We start from the raw sequence: 18,509 nt of genomic DNA on the forward strand, positions 1-18,509 counted from the left end.
GGTGGACTGGCAGTTCACCACCCACGATGCACGCATCAAACTGCGTCACCTTTATCCCAAATATTAGCCGCGACAGTCTACTAGTGCCTGCCGGGGCACTAGCTAGCCCCGCTGGTCCTCCAACGGCGGCACCGCCACCGAACCATGGGTGCGGCATTCCGGGTGCCGGCAGCCCGGTTGCGGGCGGCGGACCCCCGCGTAGGCGAGCACGGCGCCCGCGACCAGTACCGCCGCGCACCACACCATGGCCCGCCGGAACGCGTCGTCGAACGCCGTCGGCACCCGGTACGCCTCCGCGCCCATCCCGGCCAGCAGCGGCAGCGCGGCCACGGCCACCAGGCCCGCCGCCCGGGCCGCCGCGTTGTTGATGCCGCTGGCCAGTCCCGCCCGCGAGGTGTCCACGGAACTGAGCACCGTGGCGGTGAGCGGGGCGACCAGGGTGACCATGCCGAGGCCGAGGACCAGGAGGGCGGGCAGCACATCCATGGGATACGAGGCCCCGGGGCCCACACGGAGCATCAGCAGCATTCCGGCCGCGCAGAAGAGGGGGCCCGCGGTGAGGGGGATGCGCGGGCCGATCCGGTCGGCGAGCTCCCCGGAGCGGGCCGACAGCAGCAGCATCAGCGCGGTCGTCGGCAGCAGTGCCGCACCCGCGCCGAGGGCCGAGTAGCCGACGGCGACCTGGAGCTGGAGCGCGGCGAGGAAGAAGAAGCCGCCGAAGGCCGCGTACACGCACAGGGTGACGAGGTTGACCGCGCTGAACTGGCGGGACGCGAAGATATCGGGCGGCATCATCGGGTCGGGACGGCGGCGCTCGACGTAGACGAAGGCGGCCGCCGTCGCCAGGCCTGCCACCGCCGTGGCCGCCACGAGCAGCGTGCCTTCCCTGGCCTCGATCAGGGCGTACGTCACGAGGGCGAGGGCGAGTGCGCCCAGCGCCGCGCCCAGCACGTCGAAGCGGCCGTGCGCGCGGCCGTCCGCCGACTCCGGCACGTGCCGTACGGCGATCGGCGCGCACAGCAGCGCCACCGGGACGTTGAGCAGGAACACCCAGCGCCAGCCCGGGCCGTCCACCAGCCAGCCGCCGAGGAACGGGCCGACCGCCGCGCCGATGCCGCCGAAGCCGGACCACAGGCCCACCGCGCGGCCCCGGTCGTCGGCATGGAACGAGGCCTGGATCAGCGCCAGCGACCCGGGCGTCAGCAGAGCGCCGCCGATGCCCTGCAAGGCTCGCGCGGCGACCAGCACCCCGGCGTTCGGCGCGAGCCCGCACAGCAGGGACGCCCCGGCGAACCACACCACGCCCAGCACGAAGACCTTCCGGCGGCCGAACCGGTCCCCGAGCGCCCCGCCGAGCAGGATCAGCCCGGCCAGCGTGACCATGTACGCGTTGACCGTCCACTGCAGCGCGGCGAGGTCCGCGTCCAGGTCACGGCCGATGCGGGGCAGGGCGACATTGACGACGGTGGAGTCCAGCATCGCCATGCTGGAGCCCAGGATGGTGGTGAGCAGGATCCACTTGCCCTGCGACGAGGCAAGCCGGACATCGGGCATGGGTGGAGCATACGAAAGAGCCCGGCACCACAGCAGATGCCGGGCTCTGCGCAGATGAATCGGGCCTGCTCGGCCCTCGGGCCTACTTGATCTTCGTGCCCGTGGACCGCAGGTTCTGGCAGGCCTCGACGACGCGCTTGGACATCGACGCCTCGGCGAGCTTGCCCCAGGTGCGCGGGTCGTAGGTCTTCTTGGAGCCGACCTCGCCGTCGACCTTCAGGACGCCGTCGTAGTTCTTGAACATGTGGTCGGCGACCGGACGCGTGAAGGCGTACTGCGTGTCCGTGTCGATGTTCATCTTGACCACGCCGTTCTCCAGCGCGGTGCGGATCTCGTCCTCCGTCGACCCGGAACCGCCGTGGAAGACGAAGTCGAACGGCTTGCTGCCGGCCGGCTGACCGTACTTGGCGGCGACGCCGTCGTTCAGCTGCTTCAGCAGGTCGGGGCGCAGCACGACGTTGCCCGGCTTGTACACGCCGTGCACGTTGCCGAAGGATGCGGCCAGCAGGTAGCGGCCCTTCTCGCCCAGGCCCAGCGCCTCGGCGGTGCGGATCGCGTCGTCGACGGTGGTGTAGAGGGAGTCGTTGATCTCGTGCGAGACGCCGTCCTCCTCGCCGCCGGTCGGGGTGATCTCCACCTCGAGGATGATCTTCGCGGCGACGGCATGGGCGAGCAGCTCCTGCGCGATGGACAGGTTGTCGGCCAGGGTCTCCGCGGAGCCGTCCCACATGTGGGACTGGAACAGCGGGTTCCGGCCGGCCTTGACGCGCTCCCCGGAGACCGCGAGCAGCGGACGTACGTACCCGTCGAGCTTGTCCTTCGGGCAGTGGTCGGTGTGCAGCGCGATGTTGACGTCGTACTTCTCGGCGACGATGTGCGCGAACTCGGCCAGGGCCACCGCACCGGTCACCATGTCCTTGCTGTGCTGGCCGCCCAGGAACTCGGCACCACCCGTGGAGATCTGGACGATGCCGTCGCTCTCCGCCTCGGCGAAGCCGCGCAGTGCCGCGTGCAGGGTCTGGGACGAGGTGACGTTGATGGCCGGGTAGGCGAATTTGCCTGCCTTCGCCCGGTCCAGCATCTCGTTGTAGACCTCGGGAGTTGCGATGGGCATCTGTCCGCTCCTTGTATGTGCGGTCGGCGTTCTGCGTGTACGGGCCCTGACCTAGACCTGTGGGTGCGACGTCGTCGTCGCCCCATCTTTCCAGACGAAGCGGGATACTCCGAGCAGACCTCAGGCCAGGCCCAGCTCGTCCTTCGAGTACGCGAACACGTACGGCACCCCGGCCCCTTCCTGGATCTTCTCCGCGGCGCCGGTCGCCCGGTCGACGATCGTCGCCACGGCCACCACCTCGGCACCGGCCTCGCGCACGGCCTCGACGGCGGTGAGCGGGGAGCCGCCGGTGGTGGAGGTGTCCTCGACGACGAGGACCCGGCGGCCCTCGATGTCCGGGCCCTCGACCCGCCGCTGCAGCCCGTGCGCCTTGGCGGCCTTCCGTACGACGAAGGCGTCGAGGCGGCGCCCGCGCGCGGCGGCCGCGTGCAGCATGGCGGCGGCGACCGGGTCGGCGCCCATGGTCAGCCCGCCCACCGCGTCGAACTCCAGCCCGGCGGTCAGGTCGAGCAGTACCTGACCGACCAGCGGGGCGGCCTCGCCGTCGAGCGTGATGCGTCGCAGGTCGACGTAGTAGTCGGCCTCCAGACCCGAGGAGAGGGTCACCTTGCCGTGCACCACGGCCTTGTCCTTGATCTGCTGCAGCAGCGCGCCGCGTGTGCCTGGCGGCACTACTTCGTTGACGTCCGTCATGCCGACCAGCTTAGAGGCGCCGCCAGCTCCAGGTCGTGGCGGCCTCGAGCGGTTCCAGGGGCGTGACCAGGTGCGGGAGGGTGTTGAGGCCGTTGGGCGGGCCGGTCTGCGGCTCGACGCACACGGCGGCCTCCTGCTCGTCGTACACCACGACCCACTTCTGCGGGCTGGTCACCTTCAGCTCCAGCCGCCCCGGCCAGGTGAGGGTGACGTCGACGCCGTCCGGCATGCCGAAGCAGTCGTCCCACGGGCCGGGCCCGGGGGCGACGCGGTTGCCGGTGGGCAGGTGGTCGTCGCCGCGCTCCTCCTGCCAGGCGGGCGTGAAGTCGATCCGTACGTCCTGGGCGTCCTCGCCCCCGAGGTTCCGGTTGAACCACGGGTGCCAGCCGATCTGAGCCGGGAAGGACGACTCGTACGTCTCCACGGACATGGTGAGCGTCAGGGCGTCCTCGGCGAGGCCGACGACCTGCGTGACGCGGCCGGGGTAGGGCCAGGGGCCGACGAGGTCGTACGTGAGGACGGCCTCGCTCGTGCTCGTCCGTGCGGTGCGCCAGGCGCCGTCGCGTACGGTGCCGTGGATGGCGTGCGGCGGGGAGTTCAGCGGCATCTGGTGGACGGTGGCGCCGTCCCGGAACCGCCCGTCGCGGATCCGGCCGCACCAGGGGACCATCGGGAAGCAGCCGAACTGCTCGCCCTGCCGCAGCAGCTCCACACCGCCGAGCCGCAGCCCTCCGATCCGGCCGCCGTTGCCCGGCTGCACGGTCACCTCCGCGTCGCCCGCGGTCAGCGTGATGTCGTCGTTGCTCACGGGACGACCCTACTGGGGTGATCAAGAGGGCCTGCCCCGTTGTGGCGTGCTGTCTCGTTGTGGCGTGGTGCCCCGTTGCGGCGCGCTGCCCGGCGTGGCGTGGTCACCGTCGCCGGCGCAGTGCCCGGACCGCCACGACGGCCGAGGCGAGCGCCAGGGCCGCGGCGGGGGCGGCCCACCGCAGGGGGGTGGCCGACGCGACGGTCTGGGGCGCGGGGACGGGGGCGTACCGGCCGCGCGGCGGGGCGTGGTCGACCTCCTCCGCGCTCCGCCCGATCATCGTGCGCCGCGCGTGCGCGGCCTCGGCGACCGGGCCGGAGTCCTCGGCGGAGTCCCGGGCGGGGCCGTCGGCGGAGGAGTGGTCGACGGCCTCGGGGGCGGGCTCTTCGGAGGGCGCGGCGGGGGCCGGGGCGTCGTCGGCGTCCGGGGTGGTCTCGAAGTCCCCGGTCGAACGGGGCTCGAAGTCCTCGGTGGCCAGGGACTCGGGGGGTTCGGGGTGCGGGGGCTCCGATGCCTGCGGCTCTGCGCCTTCGGATGGCTCCGGCGCCGCGGCTTCCTCGTCCGTCGTCGTGCCCAGGTTTCCTGCGAACCGGTTCAGCAGGCGGGTGGTCGCCGAGCTCACCGAGTCCGGCGGCAGCTCCGTGACGCGTCCGTCGGCGGAGGCCGTCCCGTCGAACGTGAGCGTGCAGCCGCCCTCCGCCTCCCGCAGCCGCAGGGTGAGCGCGAGCTTGACCGAGCCGCTGCCGCGGGCCTCGGTGGCGTCGCCCTCGACGGCGTACGACCCGTCGTCCCGGCCGGAGACGCGCACGGCCCCCCGGTAGGTGATGGAGTGACTGCCGATCCGCACCTTCAGCCGCCCGGCGACGGGCTCGGCCCCGGCGTCCTGCTGGAGCCCGGGAACCGCCCGGGCGACCCGCGCGGGATCGTCCAGCACCTCCCTGAGCCGCTCGGCCGGAACCGGAACGAACACCTCATGCTCCATGTCGACGGAGCCTACCCAGCCGAGCCCGCCTCGCACCCCGGTCCGCCCGAACTCGCCCGGCACAGTTTGCGACCTGCCGTCCCGACGCCCGCTTCGGATCGTTTCAGGTACTGAGTTCGGCCACGGTCCGGTGGCCCTTCGGGAAGAGGGGGCCGACGAGGAGCCGGTCGAGGCCGGGCAGGCGCATGGCGCGGAAGGCCCAGCGGCGCAGCACGAGCCTGGCCGACGAGGTGGGCAGGAACCACTCGGTGACCCGGTCGCGGGCTGCCTTCTGGACGTCGGCCACGACCGGGTGCCAGCGACGTTCGTAGTCGGCCACCCCTTCGGCCACCGAGGACGACCGGTGCAGCCGCTCGGCCAGCACATAGGCGCCCGCGACGCCGAGGGACGCACCCTGCCCTGCGACGAGGGAGACCGCGTGGGCGGCGTCGCCGACCAGCGTCACCCGGCCGTCGCTCCACCCGGGCAGGTCGATCTGGGCGACCTGGTCGTAGTAGACCTGGTCGGGCGGCGGGCACTGCGCGAGGGCGCGCTCGGCCAGATCGCCCATGCCGGCGTACTGCCGGCGCAGCGCCGCGCGCGGGTCGGCCGGCAGGGCCGGATCGGGGGTGCGGTGCACGGCGAAGACGGCGACGCGGTCGTCGCCGAGCCCGTAGAAACCCATCTGGCGGTTGAGCGTCTCGGTGAGCACGAACCGGCCGCGGACCTGTGCGAACGCCTCGGGATCGATGAAGACGAAGGCGCCGGTGTGCATGCCGAGGTAGCGGAGGCAGTCCTCCTCGCGGCCGAGGACGAGTGAACGGACGCGGGAGTGCACGCCGTCGGCGCCCACGATCAGGTCGGCGTCGATGGCGCTGCCGTCGGAGAGGACGGCCTTGCCGTCGTCCAACCGGTCGATGGTGGTGCCGTAGCGGAGGTCGATCCCGTCGGCGAGGGACTCGCGCAGCAGGCGTTCGAGCGCGGGCCGCATGATGCTGGCGATCTCGCCGTCGAGCGCCAAGGAGAAGAGGGCGTAGTCGACGCCGACTGTCCTGCGGCCGCGGCCGTCGACGTAGCGGAGTTCCTCGACCGGGCTGGCGAACTGGCGCAGCCTGTCCTTCAGGCCCATCGCGGTCAGAGCCTCGAAGCCGGGGCCGAAGAAGTCGATCATGTAGCCCTGGGCGCGGGGGCCGGGGGCGTGGTCGACGAGGTGGACCTCCCAGCCGTGGTGGTGGAGGCGGTTGGCCAGCGTGAGGCCGGCGATGCCGGCGCCGCAGATGACGGCTTTCACGGGTGCTCTCCCTTCGGAGGGGGCTCGGTGAGCTGGCGCAGGAGCGGTGCGATACGGGCGGCCGACAGCTCCGGGTCGATCCCCTTGTGCAGGAGGAAACCGTCGAAGACGGCCATGACGACGGTCGCCGCCGCGTCGGGCGCCGGGTGGCCCGAGCGGGCCAGGGACGTGGCGAGGGAGCCGCGGAAGTCGCGCACCAGTTCGCGCATCTGCTCGCGCAGTCCGGCATCGCGGGTGGCGGCGAGGTAGGCCTCGGTGAACAGCAGGGACGCGGGGTCGACGCCGGTGTACCGGTCGAGCTCGGACAGCATCGCCTCGACGCCGGCGGTGGGGTCGGGGGCCGTGGCGAGGAGCGCCATGGTCCCGTCGAGCATGCGCCGCATCTCCTCGACCGCGGCCTGCCGCAGCAGCGCCTGCAACGACTCGAAGTGGTAGTGCACCAGCCCTGACCGCACCCCGGCCCGCTCGGCCAGGATCCGCGTACTCACGCCGTTCCACCCGAGTTCCCCGATCAGCTCCCGGGCGGCACCCAGCAACTGGGCCCGCGCGTTCCGCCCGCGCTCGGCATTGGTCCGGCCGTCGCCCACGCACACTCCTTGGTCAGTCGTCCTGGACGATTGACCAAAACATAGCACATCCCAGGTCGCCGAGAACCGTGGAGGGGCCGGCCGCGTCCCCTGGGGCATGGAGCGGCGGGATGGGGTGACGTGCGGCGGGTGCCTGGTGTCGCTGGTGGGCACGCTGACGGCGGTTTTCGCGTGGGCCTCGTCCGCGCGCACCGAGCGGCATATGGGGGGCGGGTTCGAGGGGGAGGGGACCGACTACAGCGTGCTGTGCACTGAGCTCCCCCTGGTCGTGGTCGGCGGGGCTGTGGTGCCGGTGCTCGGGTGGCTGCTGGTCGCCTATCTGGTGGGGTGGCTGAGGAGGACCTGAATCCTCTGGAGGCACTGCCGGTCAGAGTTCGACCGGCAGTGCCTCCAGCCCTCGGATCACGAAGTTCGGCTTGCGCTTCGGTTCCGCCGCCAGGCGCAGGGTCGGGGCCTGCTCCAGCAGGGCCGTCATCGAGGCCGCCAACTCGATACGGGCCAGCGGTGCGCCGATGCAGTAGTGGATGCCGGCGCTGAAGGAGATGTGCGGGTTGTCCGAGCGCGTCAGGTCCAACTCGCCGGCGTCCGGGAAGACCGCCGGGTCGTGGTTGGCGGAACCGAAGAGCATGGCGATCTCCGCGCCGCGCGGGATGGTCGTGCCGTCGATCTCGATGTCGTCGAGGACCCAGCGCTCGAAGAGCTGGAGCGGGGTGTCGTAGCGCATCAGCTCCTCCACGGCGGACGGGACCAGACAGTGGTCGGTGCGCAGGGCCGCCAGCTGGGCCGGGTTGCGCAGCAGCGCCCACCAGCCGTTGACCGTGGCGTTCACCGTGGCCTCGTGGCCCGCGTTCAGCAGCAGGACCGCCGTCGAGATCATCTCCTGCTCGGTCAGCCGGTCGCCCTCGTCGTACGCCGCGATCAGGCCGGAGATGAGGTCCTCGCCGGGGTCCTTGCGGCGGGCGGCGATCAGCTCCCGCAGGTAGCCGGAGAACTCGACCGACGCCCTGACCGCCTTCGCCGCCGTCTCCTGTGAGGGGTTCAGCTCGTACATGCCGCAGATGTCGGCCGACCAGGGCCGCAGCCGGTCCCGGTCCGGCCCGGGGATGCCCAGCATCTCGGCGATCACCGCGACCGGCAGCGGCTCGGCCACGTCCGTCAGCAGGTCACCGCCGCCCGCCGCCACCAGCGCCGACACCAGCTCGTCCGCCAGGTGGCGCACATACGGCTTCAGCCGCTCCACCGTGCGCGGCGTGAACGCCTTCGACACCAGGCGCCGGATCCGGGTGTGGTCCGGCGGCTCCAGATCGAGCATGCCGTGGTCGTTGAGGGTGTGGAACGGCTCATGCTCCGGCGGGGGCGCCGTCCGCCCGAAGTCCTCGTGGCTGAACCGGTGCTGGTACGTCCGCCCCAGGCGCCGGTCCCGCAGCAGCGCCGACACGTCCGCGTGGTGCGGTACGAGCCACTGGTCGGTGGGCTCGTAGTAGTGCACGCGGCCGCGCTCACGCAGCTCGGCGTAGGCGGGGTACGGGTCGGCCACGAACGCCGGGTCCCACGGGTCGAAGGCTGCCATGAGCGGACGCTAACCGGGGAACCCTCGGTCTGACCAGGGGGTCCGCCCGTCACTCGGCGTTGCCCGTCGACCGAGGCCCCTCACCCCGGTGTCACCAGCCGTGCCTCGTACGCGAACACCGCCGCCTGCGTCCGGTCGCGCAGCCCCAGCTTCACCAGGATCCTGCTGACATGCGTCTTGATCGTGGACTCGGCGACCACCAGCCGCTCGGCGATCTCCGCGTTCGACAGGCCCTGCGCGACGAGGACGAGAACCTCCGTCTCCCGCTCGGTCAGATCCCCGTACGCCGCCTGCGCGGACGGCATCAGGCGCGGGGTGTCGGACAGCTTCGAGAACTCCGTGATCAGGCGCTTGGTGACCGAGGGCGCCAGCAGGGCCTCACCCGACGCCACCACCCGCACGCCGTCGGCGAGCTGGCGGGCCGAGGCGTCCTTGAGCAGGAAGCCGGAGGCGCCCGCGCGCAGTGCCTGGTAGACGTACTCATCGAGGTCGAAGGTGGTCAGCACCAGGACCTTCGCGGCGCCGTCCGCGGCGACGATCTCCCGGGTCGCCTCGATGCCGTTCAGCTCCGGCATGCGGATGTCCATCAGCACCACGTCCGGGGCGAGCTCGCGGACCTTGTCCACGGCCTCCCGGCCGTTGACCGCCTCGCCGACGACCTCGATGTCCGGCATCGCGTTCAGCAGGACCGAGAAGCCCTCGCGCACCATCATCTGGTCGTCCGCGACCAGGACCCGGATCGTCATGCTTTACCGTCCTCGACCGCCGCCGTAACCGGCAGGAACACCGTCACCTCGTAGCCGCCGTCGCCCGTGGCGCCCGCCGTCATCTCGCCGTTCAGCATGGAGGCGCGCTCCCGCATGCCGGTGATGCCGTGCCCGGCGCCGGGCGAGGGCTTTATCAGGTCCGGCGCGGGCGGCGGGCCGTTGACTATGCGCAGGCCGAGGCCGCCGAGGACGTAGCCGATCTCGACGCGGGCGCTCGCGCCCGGCGCGTGCCGCAGGCTGTTGCTGAGAGCCTCCTGCACGATCCGGTACGCCGACAGCTCCACGCCCTGCGGCAGTTCGCGCACCGCCCCGGTCACCACCTTCTCCACGCTCAGGCCCGCCTCGCGCACATTGGCCAGCAGGGCGTCCAGGTCGGCGAGCGTGGGCTGCGGGGCGTCCGGCGCCTCGTAGTCCTCGGCGCGCACGACGCCCAGGACGCGGCGCAGTTCGGTGAGCGCGGCCACCGCGTTCTCGCGGATCGTGGTGAACGCCTGCTCCAGCTCCGGCGGCGGGTTCTCCACCCGGTAGGGCGCGGCCTCCGCCTGGATGGCGACCACCGACATGTGGTGGGCGACCACGTCGTGCAGCTCGCGGGCGATCGTGGTGCGCTCCTCCAGCAGCGTGCGCCGGGAGCGCTCGTGCTCGGTCACCGTCTGCTGGGCGGTCACCTCCTGCTCGGCCGCGCGGCGTATGTGCCACACGGTGACGCAGAGCAGGACGAATGCGGAGAAGACCAGCATGGGGGCAGTGTTGGTGCCGTAGTAGCTCGCGCCGAAGCCGGCCTCCACGACGAAGCCGTACGCCGCCGTCAGCACCCACATCCACGCTGCCGCGCGCGGTCTGGTGCGTATGGACACGACAGTGAGCACGGTGAGGTGGCAGGCGAAGCTGCCGGGCTGCCACGGCCAGTCACCGTTGCTGCCGACCACGCCGACGACCGGAGTAGCCGCCATGGACAGCCAGAACGCTCCCACCGGCCGGATCATGGTCAGCAGGATCGGCAGCACGGTGAGCGGAGCGACCAGGAGCGCCTCGCTGTCGGTGTCGACGCTGGAGAGGAGCAGGGTGAACACGGCGGCCACGGCGATCACGGCGTGCGGTGTCCAGACCGCGTACTCCCGCAGCCGGGCGGGCAGCCGCCTGGTCAGCGGGCCGTTCGTGCGCATGCGCTGGATCGGCCGGTAGGCGAAGGCGTCGTGGAACAGGTCCTGCCGCAGCCCGCGCACCGCGTCGGCGGCCAGCCGGAACTCCGGGCTGCGCTGCTTGCTCCCGTCCGCCGGGGGTGTCGGATGCGTCTGGGTCGTCTCGGTCACGTACAGAACGGTAGGCGCCGGCGAGGGTCGCCGTCGTCACCGGTGAGAGGGGTCCTTCGGCCTCCTCCTCAGGTACTACGGGTAGTCCGAACTCGGCGATCGGCCGCCGGGTGATGCCGGGCGCGAGCAGTGCGTCACCGGCCGCCACGACCCGCACCGCCTCGGCGACCTGCGCGACCGCGCGTGCGGTCAGGCGCGGGGCCGGTCGGGTCGGTGGCTGTCGGCAGGAACGCCGTCAGTCGGTAGCCGCCGTCGGGGGAGGAGCCTGCCGACAGGGTGCCGTCGAGCATCGCGACGCGCTCGCGCACGCCGAGCAGGCCGTGCCCGGAGCCCGTCGGCGGGGCGGGGCGTGTCGGGCGGGAGTTGACGACCAGGACGTGCAAACCGTCCGCGGCATAGGTGAGTGCGACCCGGGCGTCGGCGCCGGGGGCGTGCCGCAGGACGTTGCGCGCGTCGAGCCGGTCGAGGGTGGGCTGCGGGGTGTGCGGGGCGGTGCCGGTGCCGTCGAGGGGCTCCGCGGTCTCCGGGTGCTCCGAGCGCAGCACGCCCAGCACGCGGCGCAGCTCGGTCAGCGACTCCAGGGCGTTGTGCCACGGGTATCAGCGGGACCGCCGTGCTCACCACGCCAGCTGTGCGATCTCCTCCGCCACCACCGCACACGCGTCCGCCGCCGGGTCGATCAGGGGGAAGTGGCCCACGTCCTCCAGCAGCGTCAGGCCGACCACCTCGCCCGCCTTCGCCGCCGCGTCCGCGTACGACTCGGCGACCGCCTGCGGGACGTCGAGGTCGGTGCGGCCCTGGACGAGCGTGGTCGCGATGCCGGTGGGCAGCAGCAGTGCCGGGTCGGCGTACGGCCGGCGCTCGGCGAAGAGATCCGCGCCGCCGACGAACTGCCGTACCGCCCCGCCGCACACGTCCAGCTCGTCGGCGACCGCGAGATCGGCGATCGGGGCGAGGGCCACCACACCGCGCAGTGGTGCGGGCCGGTCGGTACGCCAGGGCGCGTCCGCGGGCAGCACATGCCGGGCCGCCGCCCACAGGGCCAGGTGGCCGCCCGCCGAGTGGCCGGTGACGACCGTACGGCGCGGGTCGGCCTGCGGCAGCGTCTCGCGGACCAGCGCCGGCAACGCGTCCAGCGCGGCGACCACGTCGTCGAGGGTGTCGGGCCAGCGACCCGCCACGGCCGCGCTCCCGCCGGTGCCCGCCGCGCCCTCACCCTCAGTACCCTCAACCTCAACGCCCGCACCGGCACCCGCGCCCACGCCGGCACCCCCGCCCTCCGCCCCCCGCCGGTACTCGACGTTGGCCACCGCGAAACCCCGGCGGGCGAGGAAGGCCGCGAGGGGACTCAGGTGGCGGCGGTCGTGCGGTGTCCGCCACGCGCCGCCGTGCAGGAGCACGACCAGGGGCGACGGCCCGCCCGGGCCGACCTGCGTGCGCGGGGCGTAGAAGTCGACGACCTGGTCGGGGTGGTCGCCGTACGCGGCGGTGGAGTCGGGGTCGACCGCCGGGTGCGAGAAGGCCGACTTCTCTTCAGCGGCGGCACGGGCTGCGACGTCGTCCGACATGCTCCAACCTCTCAGCGACGAAACGAACTTGGCGACCAGAGAGAAAAAGATCAGCCGTTTGCCGGACGGTATCAGGACGGTGACGTGCACGGACACGGGGATGTCACGCTCGGTGAGGAGCCCGGGGACCGGAGACCCCGGGCCCCACGTCAGCCCAGCACCTCCCCCAGCACCCGCCCGGCCCTCGCCACGTCCGCGAACCCCACATACAGCGGCGTGAACCCGAACCGCAGCACGTCCGGCGCCCGGAAGTCGCCCACCACGCCCCGCCCGATCAGCCGCCGCATGACATCCCCGGCGTCCTCGCAGCGCAGGGCCACCTGGCTCCCGCGCTCCTCATGAGCCAGCGGAGTCAGGCACTCCACCCGCCCGTCCGGCACGTACTCCGTCACGCACTCCAGGAAGAAGTCCGTCAAGGCAAGGGACTTGGCCCGCACCGCCTCGATCGGCACCCCGTCCCAGACCTCGAGGGCCGCCTCCAGGGCGAGCATCGACAGGATGTCGGGCGTGCCCACGCGGCCCCGCAGGGCGCCGGCCGCCGGTTCGTAGGCGGTGCGCATGCCGAAGGGCTCGGCGTGGGAGTTCCAGCCGGGGAGGGGGGAGTCGAAGCGGTCCTGCAACGCACGCCGCACGTACAGGTACGCGGGCGAACCCGGCCCGCCGTTCAGGTACTTGTAGGTGCATCCGACCGCCAGGTCGACCCCGTGCTCGTCCAGCCCGACCGGCAGCGCGCCCGCGCTGTGGCACAGGTCCCAGACGACGTACGCGCCCACGCCGTGCACCGCCGCCGTGAGCGACGGCAGGTCGTGCAGCCGGCCGGTGCGGTAGTCGACGTGGTTCAGCAGCACCGCCGCCGTACGGTCGCTCAGCACGCCCGGGACCTCGCCCGGCGTGACCGGCCGCAGCGTGCAGCCCGTCATCCGGGCCGCCGACTCGGCGATGTACCCGTCCGTGGGGAACGTCGTGGCGTCGACGACGATCTCATCGCGCCCGGCCTCCGCCATGCGTACCGCCGCCACAAGCGCCTTGAAAACGTTGACACTTGTCGAGTCGCCGACCACGATCTGCCCGGCCGCCGCCCCCGCCAGCGGAGCGATCCGGTCGCCGATCCGCTCGGGCGCGGTCCACCAGCCGCTCTCCTCCCAGGACCGGATGCGCAACTCGCCCCACTGCCGCCGTACGACGTCCTCGACTCGGCCGGGGACGGCGGCGGGCAGGGCGCCCAGCGAGTTGCCGTCCAGATACACGACCTCGTCGAGCACGAACTTCCCACGCACTGCGGCAAGGTCATCCGCAGCATCCAGCTTCTCGGCCTTCGTCATCGGCTCAGACATGCGACCGCGCCGTCCAGAGTACCGGATTATTGGCCACTACGAGTGGCGAGGCTACTGACCTGCGGAAACGTGTCGTCATAGGTTCAGAGTAGGCGAGCAAGCCGCGCTCCTCCAGGGACAGCCGAAAGCCCTGGTCGACGCACGGGGGGGAGCGCCAACCGGGACCCAGCGGCGACAGCCCGAAGGCCCTGGAAGCGGCCCTGTCATGTCGCCGTCCGACTCGCTGAACTGTCTTGCTCGCCGTCGCTCAGCGGGCCGGAGCTCTACTCGACGCGGGTCACTCGGGCATGGTCGGTGTACTCGCGGCGGAACAGGTTGTGACCGGTGCGCCCGGTGTGCCTCAGCGCCCAGTCCTGGGCGTCGTTCGGGTCACCCTGCGGACCGGACGACTCGTCACAGCCGTAGGTCATACAGAACAGCTCGGCCGTGATGCCGCCCTCCGGGGCGTGCGTGATCGTGTGCTTCACGTACCGCATGACCATGCGCGGGCTCATCCGAACGCCTCGGCAGGCAGCTCGGGGAATGCCTCGACATCCGATGCGCTCTGGTCGTCCTCGTCACTGCCGTCGGTGTCCGGCATCCCGAGCCTGGCACCCCGCGACGCGGCGACTCGTAGCGAGTCACGCAGTGCCTCAGACAGCCGTGAGACCACGAAGCGCAGCTCGGCGGGGGATGCCTTCCGGTCGTCCAGTACGGCCGTCACATGCCCCAGCAGTTCGGTGCCCATCTTGAGCTGTACGGCTTCCACTTGGTCGGCGAGGCGGGAGACGTAGCTGTGTTCGTCGCCTTCCGTGCTGAGTAGGCACGCTTTGCCGTCCTCCGTCGTCCACGGCAGAAGTCTTGGAACGCTGGACACGGGTGCGCCCCCTCGGTCTCGACAGCAGGTCGAAGAACCGTAGGGGGCGCGGGAGTTGGTGACGGGGACAAAGTGTCCCCCTACCCTTTCGGGTTATGCAGCCACGCCGACCGACTCGGCGAGCGCAACCGCCTCGGCCTTGAGAGGACCGGACGCCGTACGGGCGAGTTCGCCAGCGAGGCCACGGGCCGACGGTACGTAGCGGATACCCTCGGGCGTCACGCGGTGCGCATGGTTCAGGTAGTGCACCGCTGCCGCTGTCTCGCGCTTCTGAGCGTGCCCGGCCGCGATGTCCAGCAGCAGACGGGAACGCCGCTCAAGCGATCCGATCGACTCAGGAGCGATGGACTCGGCACGCCTCAGCGCCTCGCCAGGAGTCAGCAGCCCCACACCGACACCGACGCCGTGAATGGCCACGTTGGACGCGTCGAACGCTGATGGGGTGTGCGTGTACCCAGCGGGCAGGCGGGAGGCCGTACGGTCCGCCTCGGAGAGGTACCGCTCAGCGTCACCGCCCCGGCCGTCCAGTCCGCAGGAGATAGCCGCTTGCAGGTTCAACGCCCCATAGACACCAAGGAGTTCGGGAGTTGATTCCTCCAACTGACCACGCAGCAGAGCCATTCCGGCTTCGTCGGTCCGTACGGCATCGTCCGCGTAGCCCGCCGCTCGCTGCCCGATGGCCGTAGACCACGCCGCCAGCGCCAGCGTCACCGGGTCGTCTGCCTCTTCGCTGTGCGATCGGCCACGGTCCAGCGCGAGCCAGTACAACTCAGGTTCGCTGATGTGGGCCAGGAGCCGCTGAACGAGGCGGTACAGGTCCGCCGTCGCAGCGTGAGCCGCCCGGCGCTCATCCCCGTCGTACGCTTTCACGCAGGCGTGAGCGTCACGGATCAGGTCTGGCAGCAGCGCGCCAACCTCCGTCCGCTGGTGCGTGCTGGTGTGCCAGAGTCGCCACACGCCCTCTACGCGACCTTTCAACACCTCGGCGGACACAACCCCCACGGTCGGCGTGCCAGCGAACGAGACGCCGTGCATTGCCTTCCTGATCTCCGGTACGCACACGTGAGACAGCTTGCCGACCGCATCGGCGGGAAGGGCCAAGTCCCCACCCGTCAACGTGGATACGTCGGGGATGTGCAGCGCGTTCGCCAGTCGCACAAGGTGCGTGATCGACCGTAGATCACGCTCCCCGTTCTCGATCTTCTTCAACCAGTCGGACGACCGGCCGACCAGGCCAGCGAGCACGGGGCGAGACAGCCCCCGTCGCTCCCGAAGGATGCGGATACGTTCACCGGTCGTCAGCTCTGCGGGCAGGTCGGTCATCGTCGCTCCCTGGCGTGTGGTAGCTACTCCCGCCAGCGTACGCCGGGTGGCCAAGCCGGAACAGCAGAAAGGCCCCCGCCGCCACCCAGCGAGAGGGCAGCCACGGGGGCGTTGACGGCCTTGGAACCCGTACAGGTTCCGAGGTGCTATACGCGTGCGGTCCGGCGTGACGCGTCGAGGGGGTATACACCCAGGTCAGAGCGTGTTTACGGCGGGCCGTAATGACGCTTCACGCGCCCAGTGCAACCTTGGTGATGGCTGCCGGGTGCGGGTAGCCGAAGCCAACGCGCATCGTGCCGCGCACAGCCACCTGATCGGACTGGAAGTAGGCGTCTGCGCTCAGGTCGACCTTGACGTCTCGGCGGAGCACGACGAACACGCGGTCTTTGGGCAGGCCCCATACGGTGCCCGGGGTGACCGCCGGGGAGACGTACAGCGGGACACCCGCGATCACGCGGCGGGTCGGTGCGGTCGGGTCCGAGCCGAGCAACGGCTTGTTGCTGCCTGTCTGTTCCTTGAGCTGGGCCAGGGCCAGGGCGTCTGTGGGGTGGGCAGTGAAGCTGGTCAGCGTGGCGCCTACGGTTTCGGCCTGGGCGATGGCCTCAAGGAACGGGTCCAGGTTGGCCCACTTCTTGCCTGCCGTGACCGTGGTGACTGCGGGTACGGCTTCCAGGCCGCGCGGTGCGGGAGCGGGCAGGCTGCCGAAGAACGCCTGATCGACCTTGCGGGCGATGGAGCGGGCCAGGCCATCGCCGACGATCTGAGCGGCCTGTGGGTTGGAGTCCTCCGCGAGTTCGGAGGAGACGACCGTCAGTCCGGCGACCTTGGCAGGGGTGACGACCTCTTCGCCAAGGGTGGCGTCCTCTACGGGGATCTCGTCGCCCTCGCGGGTCCAGGCCGCTCCGGCGTCTTCCTGCACGATGGGCAGGTGGGTGCGGGTGGCGTCGGTGGCCAGTTGGGTGGCGACCTGGAAGGCGACCGAGCCGGCCGTGATGGGCTGGACGATGAGCGCCGCGTACTGGTCGGGAGTGATGCCTCCGGCTCCGGGGGTGGTGGTGATAATGCTCAACTAGCGTTCCTTTCTTCAGAGTTCGCCGGAGTGGCGGGAGTTGCTGACGATGGTCACGCCGCCGTTGCCCTTGCGGCGTTGTTCGCGGGCTCGCCGGAAGGCGTCCGCCCATGCGGTCGGGCGGGGGCTGCCGCTGGGGTCGAGCCCGCCACGCCCGCGCTGGACGTATCCGGGGGCGGGCCCGGTGTCCCGCTCGTGGATGGCAGCACTCAGGACGCGGGCACGTTCCTCCAGCTCCGCCGTGGGCACGTTGCCGAAGCCGCGCAGCACTTCGGGAGTCATGTACGGGTAGCGGCTGGCAAGGTCCTGGATCGCGTCCTCCCGTTCCCGTGTCGCCTTCTCCTGCTCCAACTCGGCGATGCGGGCGGTGAGTTCGGAGATGCGGGCGTCGGAGTCGGCGGGCGTGTCCCGGACAGCGTGAAGCGTGCTGTCGGTCTCGGTGCCGTGCTGGGGCGGGGTTGCCTGGTCCGTGTCGGTGTTGGGGTCGGGCTCAGTCGGTGAAGACAACGGCGTCCTCCAGGCTGCTCGTCGGCGACAGCGCGAGGGTGCCCTCCTCGCTGGTGAGCTGGCCGCCGTGCACCGCGATCATCACCCTGGCCTTGAGGTCGCGGGCGGCCTCGTGACGCTTGTCGTAGTAGTAGCGCAGTGTCGTGGTGTCGCCGATCTCGGCGGCCGACCACACCAGGTCGGACAGGGCGGCGATGTAGCAGCGGGCCAGGTTCACCCAGTCGCGGATCTCGGTCGTGTCCAAAGAGGCATCCCTTCATGCGTGGATCGGTTGAGGAGGAGCCGGCACGGGTGACGCCGCAACTCCCGCTCCACCCCTGTAGGTACGGCGTTACGCGGCCTGGTCCGGGGACCGGTGGCGTCGGCGGTAGCGGCGGGCCCGTTCGGCGGCCAGTCGGCGCGTGCGTTCGGTCTTGCAGCCGTCGCATACGGTCGGCCACTTCCGCCGCTGCGAGGCGGGACGCCGGACGGTGAACCCCTGCCCGCACTCGATGCAGTCCGCCGTGTACTCCTTGATCCCTCCGGCGAGCGTCACCGTGCCGCCAGTTGTCTCGTAGACGCGGGGGTTGGCGTCGTTGAGGATCTGTTCTTCCCTTCGTCGCATCAGGGCCGCGTGCAGACGGGGGTCCATGCGGGTCACGGTCACCTCGGGGTAGGGCTGGGCGAAGTCCAGGTGCCGCCCCGCGCGCCGGATCTGCTCGCCGCTCTTGCCCTCGGCGGGGTTGGGGGCGGTGCCCCTGAGCGGGTGGAAGGCTCCGCCGTGCAGGTCGTCACCGCGTGCGGACACGGCCCGGTGGTCGGTGCGTATCTCCGCCGCGCTCTCGTCACCGACGCCGGACCATGCGATGTGGGCCATGGCGTCTTCCTGCGACGCCGGGTCGTAGCGGTGTTCCTTGCCGTCCGCGATCAACGGGACGCCGTACCTCTGCTCAGCCTCGCGGGCCAGGGCCTCGTACAGCTTGGGTGGCACGATCTCCGCGTGCTCCACGTGTTGCCTCCTGGGCATGCGAAAGGCCCGCCGTGGGTGCCGGCGAGCCTTGAAGTGGTCGGTATGGGGTTGTGGGCGCCATGCCGGCGGGTCGGTGGCGCGCGTACGCCAGCGACAATGAAGTCTTCTCGGCAACGTGACGGTTGCGGTGCGTGATGATGCCGGACGCCGGGGTGGTGACTCGGCATCAGATATGAGTGAAGCCT

The 18,509-nt window shown here is 71.4% G+C and carries 21 protein-coding genes and 1 pseudogene; 1 reads left to right on the forward strand and 21 read right to left on the reverse strand.

The genetic code is table 11. The features are described from left to right. Nucleotides 1-102: 102 nt before the first annotated feature. The 7 genes from H8R17_RS40860 to H8R17_RS40890 all read right to left on the reverse strand — a co-directional run bounded on the left by H8R17_RS40860 (nucleotide 103) and on the right by H8R17_RS40890 (nucleotide 7,008). On the reverse strand, nucleotides 103-1,554 hold the full coding sequence (locus H8R17_RS40860; protein ID WP_187828257.1) for an MFS transporter: 1,452 nt from the start codon (nucleotides 1,552-1,554) through the stop codon (nucleotides 103-105). Between the two features lie 82 nt (nucleotides 1,555-1,636). Further along, complete coding sequence (gene fbaA, locus H8R17_RS40865; RefSeq protein WP_187828258.1) at nucleotides 1,637-2,668, reverse strand: class II fructose-bisphosphate aldolase; 1,032 nt, start codon at nucleotides 2,666-2,668, stop codon at nucleotides 1,637-1,639. 120 nt (nucleotides 2,669-2,788) lie between these two features. Next, nucleotides 2,789-3,361 carry an orotate phosphoribosyltransferase gene (gene pyrE, locus H8R17_RS40870; RefSeq protein ID WP_187828259.1) on the reverse strand — a complete coding sequence of 191 codons (573 nt, stop codon included), beginning with the start codon at nucleotides 3,359-3,361 and terminating at the stop codon, nucleotides 2,789-2,791. 10 nt (nucleotides 3,362-3,371) lie between these two features. Next, entirely contained in the window at nucleotides 3,372-4,169 is a 798-nt protein-coding gene (locus H8R17_RS40875) for an aldose 1-epimerase (protein ID WP_187828260.1), read from the reverse strand. Between the two features lie 103 nt (nucleotides 4,170-4,272). Continuing rightward, on the reverse strand, nucleotides 4,273-5,151 hold the full coding sequence (locus tag H8R17_RS40880) for an SRPBCC domain-containing protein (RefSeq protein ID WP_187828261.1): 879 nt from the start codon (nucleotides 5,149-5,151) through the stop codon (nucleotides 4,273-4,275). A 103-nt stretch (nucleotides 5,152-5,254) separates the two neighbouring features. Further along, on the reverse strand, nucleotides 5,255-6,421 hold the full coding sequence (locus H8R17_RS40885) for an FAD-dependent monooxygenase (RefSeq protein ID WP_187828262.1): 1,167 nt from the start codon (nucleotides 6,419-6,421) through the stop codon (nucleotides 5,255-5,257). Beyond that, complete coding sequence (locus H8R17_RS40890) at nucleotides 6,418-7,008, reverse strand: TetR/AcrR family transcriptional regulator (RefSeq protein ID WP_223126051.1); 591 nt, start codon at nucleotides 7,006-7,008, stop codon at nucleotides 6,418-6,420. Before H8R17_RS40890 ends, H8R17_RS40885 begins: the two co-directional genes overlap by 4 nt. A gap of 115 nt (nucleotides 7,009-7,123) precedes the next feature. On the opposite strand from H8R17_RS40890, the gene H8R17_RS40895 reads away from it, so the two are divergent. Then, entirely contained in the window at nucleotides 7,124-7,354 is a 231-nt protein-coding gene (locus H8R17_RS40895; protein ID WP_316959692.1) for a hypothetical protein, read from the forward strand. A 21-nt stretch (nucleotides 7,355-7,375) separates the two neighbouring features. On the opposite strand, the gene H8R17_RS40900 is transcribed toward H8R17_RS40895, so the two are convergent. The 14 genes and pseudogenes from H8R17_RS40900 to H8R17_RS40960 form a co-directional block, all read right to left on the reverse strand. Beyond that, on the reverse strand, nucleotides 7,376-8,578 hold the full coding sequence (locus H8R17_RS40900; protein WP_187828265.1) for a cytochrome P450: 1,203 nt from the start codon (nucleotides 8,576-8,578) through the stop codon (nucleotides 7,376-7,378). Between the two features lie 80 nt (nucleotides 8,579-8,658). Further along, on the reverse strand, nucleotides 8,659-9,324 hold the full coding sequence (locus H8R17_RS40905; RefSeq protein ID WP_187828266.1) for a response regulator transcription factor: 666 nt from the start codon (nucleotides 9,322-9,324) through the stop codon (nucleotides 8,659-8,661). After that, a complete protein-coding gene (locus tag H8R17_RS40910) occupies nucleotides 9,321-10,658 on the reverse strand; it encodes a histidine kinase (protein ID WP_187828267.1) in 1,338 nt (445 codons plus the stop codon). The genes H8R17_RS40905 and H8R17_RS40910 overlap by 4 nt, the downstream gene beginning before the upstream one ends. Nucleotides 10,659-10,677: 19 nt before the next feature. Next, nucleotides 10,678-10,830 (reverse strand): annotated as a pseudogene (locus H8R17_RS49610) (DNA-binding response regulator); the annotation flags it as partial. Continuing rightward, nucleotides 10,793-11,212 carry a hypothetical protein gene (locus H8R17_RS40915; RefSeq protein ID WP_399477964.1) on the reverse strand — a complete coding sequence of 140 codons (420 nt, stop codon included), beginning with the start codon at nucleotides 11,210-11,212 and terminating at the stop codon, nucleotides 10,793-10,795. The pseudogene H8R17_RS49610 and the gene H8R17_RS40915, both read right to left, overlap by 38 nt. A gap of 63 nt (nucleotides 11,213-11,275) precedes the next feature. Next, entirely contained in the window at nucleotides 11,276-12,226 is a 951-nt protein-coding gene (locus H8R17_RS40920) for an alpha/beta hydrolase (protein ID WP_187828268.1), read from the reverse strand. A 149-nt stretch (nucleotides 12,227-12,375) separates the two neighbouring features. Beyond that, nucleotides 12,376-13,560: a kynureninase gene (gene kynU / locus H8R17_RS40925; RefSeq protein ID WP_187828269.1), complete on the reverse strand. Its 1,185-nt coding sequence runs from the start codon at nucleotides 13,558-13,560 to the stop codon at nucleotides 12,376-12,378. 263 nt (nucleotides 13,561-13,823) lie between these two features. Further along, complete coding sequence (locus tag H8R17_RS40930; RefSeq protein WP_187828270.1) at nucleotides 13,824-14,054, reverse strand: hypothetical protein; 231 nt, start codon at nucleotides 14,052-14,054, stop codon at nucleotides 13,824-13,826. Further along, nucleotides 14,051-14,416, reverse strand: coding sequence for a hypothetical protein (locus H8R17_RS40935; protein ID WP_187828271.1), 366 nt, complete (start codon nucleotides 14,414-14,416; stop codon nucleotides 14,051-14,053). The genes H8R17_RS40930 and H8R17_RS40935 overlap by 4 nt, the downstream gene beginning before the upstream one ends. A gap of 93 nt (nucleotides 14,417-14,509) precedes the next feature. Further along, nucleotides 14,510-15,739, reverse strand: coding sequence for a helix-turn-helix domain-containing protein (locus tag H8R17_RS40940; RefSeq protein WP_187828272.1), 1,230 nt, complete (start codon nucleotides 15,737-15,739; stop codon nucleotides 14,510-14,512). A gap of 229 nt (nucleotides 15,740-15,968) precedes the next feature. Next, nucleotides 15,969-16,808, reverse strand: a complete 840-nt coding sequence (locus H8R17_RS40945; RefSeq protein ID WP_223126052.1) for a phage major capsid protein — start codon at nucleotides 16,806-16,808, stop codon at nucleotides 15,969-15,971. Between the two features lie 15 nt (nucleotides 16,809-16,823). Beyond that, on the reverse strand, nucleotides 16,824-17,315 hold the full coding sequence (locus H8R17_RS40950; RefSeq protein ID WP_187828273.1) for a hypothetical protein: 492 nt from the start codon (nucleotides 17,313-17,315) through the stop codon (nucleotides 16,824-16,826). After that, nucleotides 17,299-17,559 carry a hypothetical protein gene (locus H8R17_RS40955; RefSeq protein WP_187828274.1) on the reverse strand — a complete coding sequence of 87 codons (261 nt, stop codon included), beginning with the start codon at nucleotides 17,557-17,559 and terminating at the stop codon, nucleotides 17,299-17,301. Before H8R17_RS40955 ends, H8R17_RS40950 begins: the two co-directional genes overlap by 17 nt. 87 nt (nucleotides 17,560-17,646) lie before the next feature. Further along, nucleotides 17,647-18,303, reverse strand: coding sequence for a hypothetical protein (locus H8R17_RS40960; protein ID WP_187828275.1), 657 nt, complete (start codon nucleotides 18,301-18,303; stop codon nucleotides 17,647-17,649). Nucleotides 18,304-18,509 lie beyond the last annotated feature (206 nt).

Source organism: Streptomyces sp. TRM68367 (assembly GCF_014495685.1).
Taxonomy (GTDB): Bacteria; Actinomycetota; Actinomycetes; order Streptomycetales; family Streptomycetaceae; genus Streptomyces.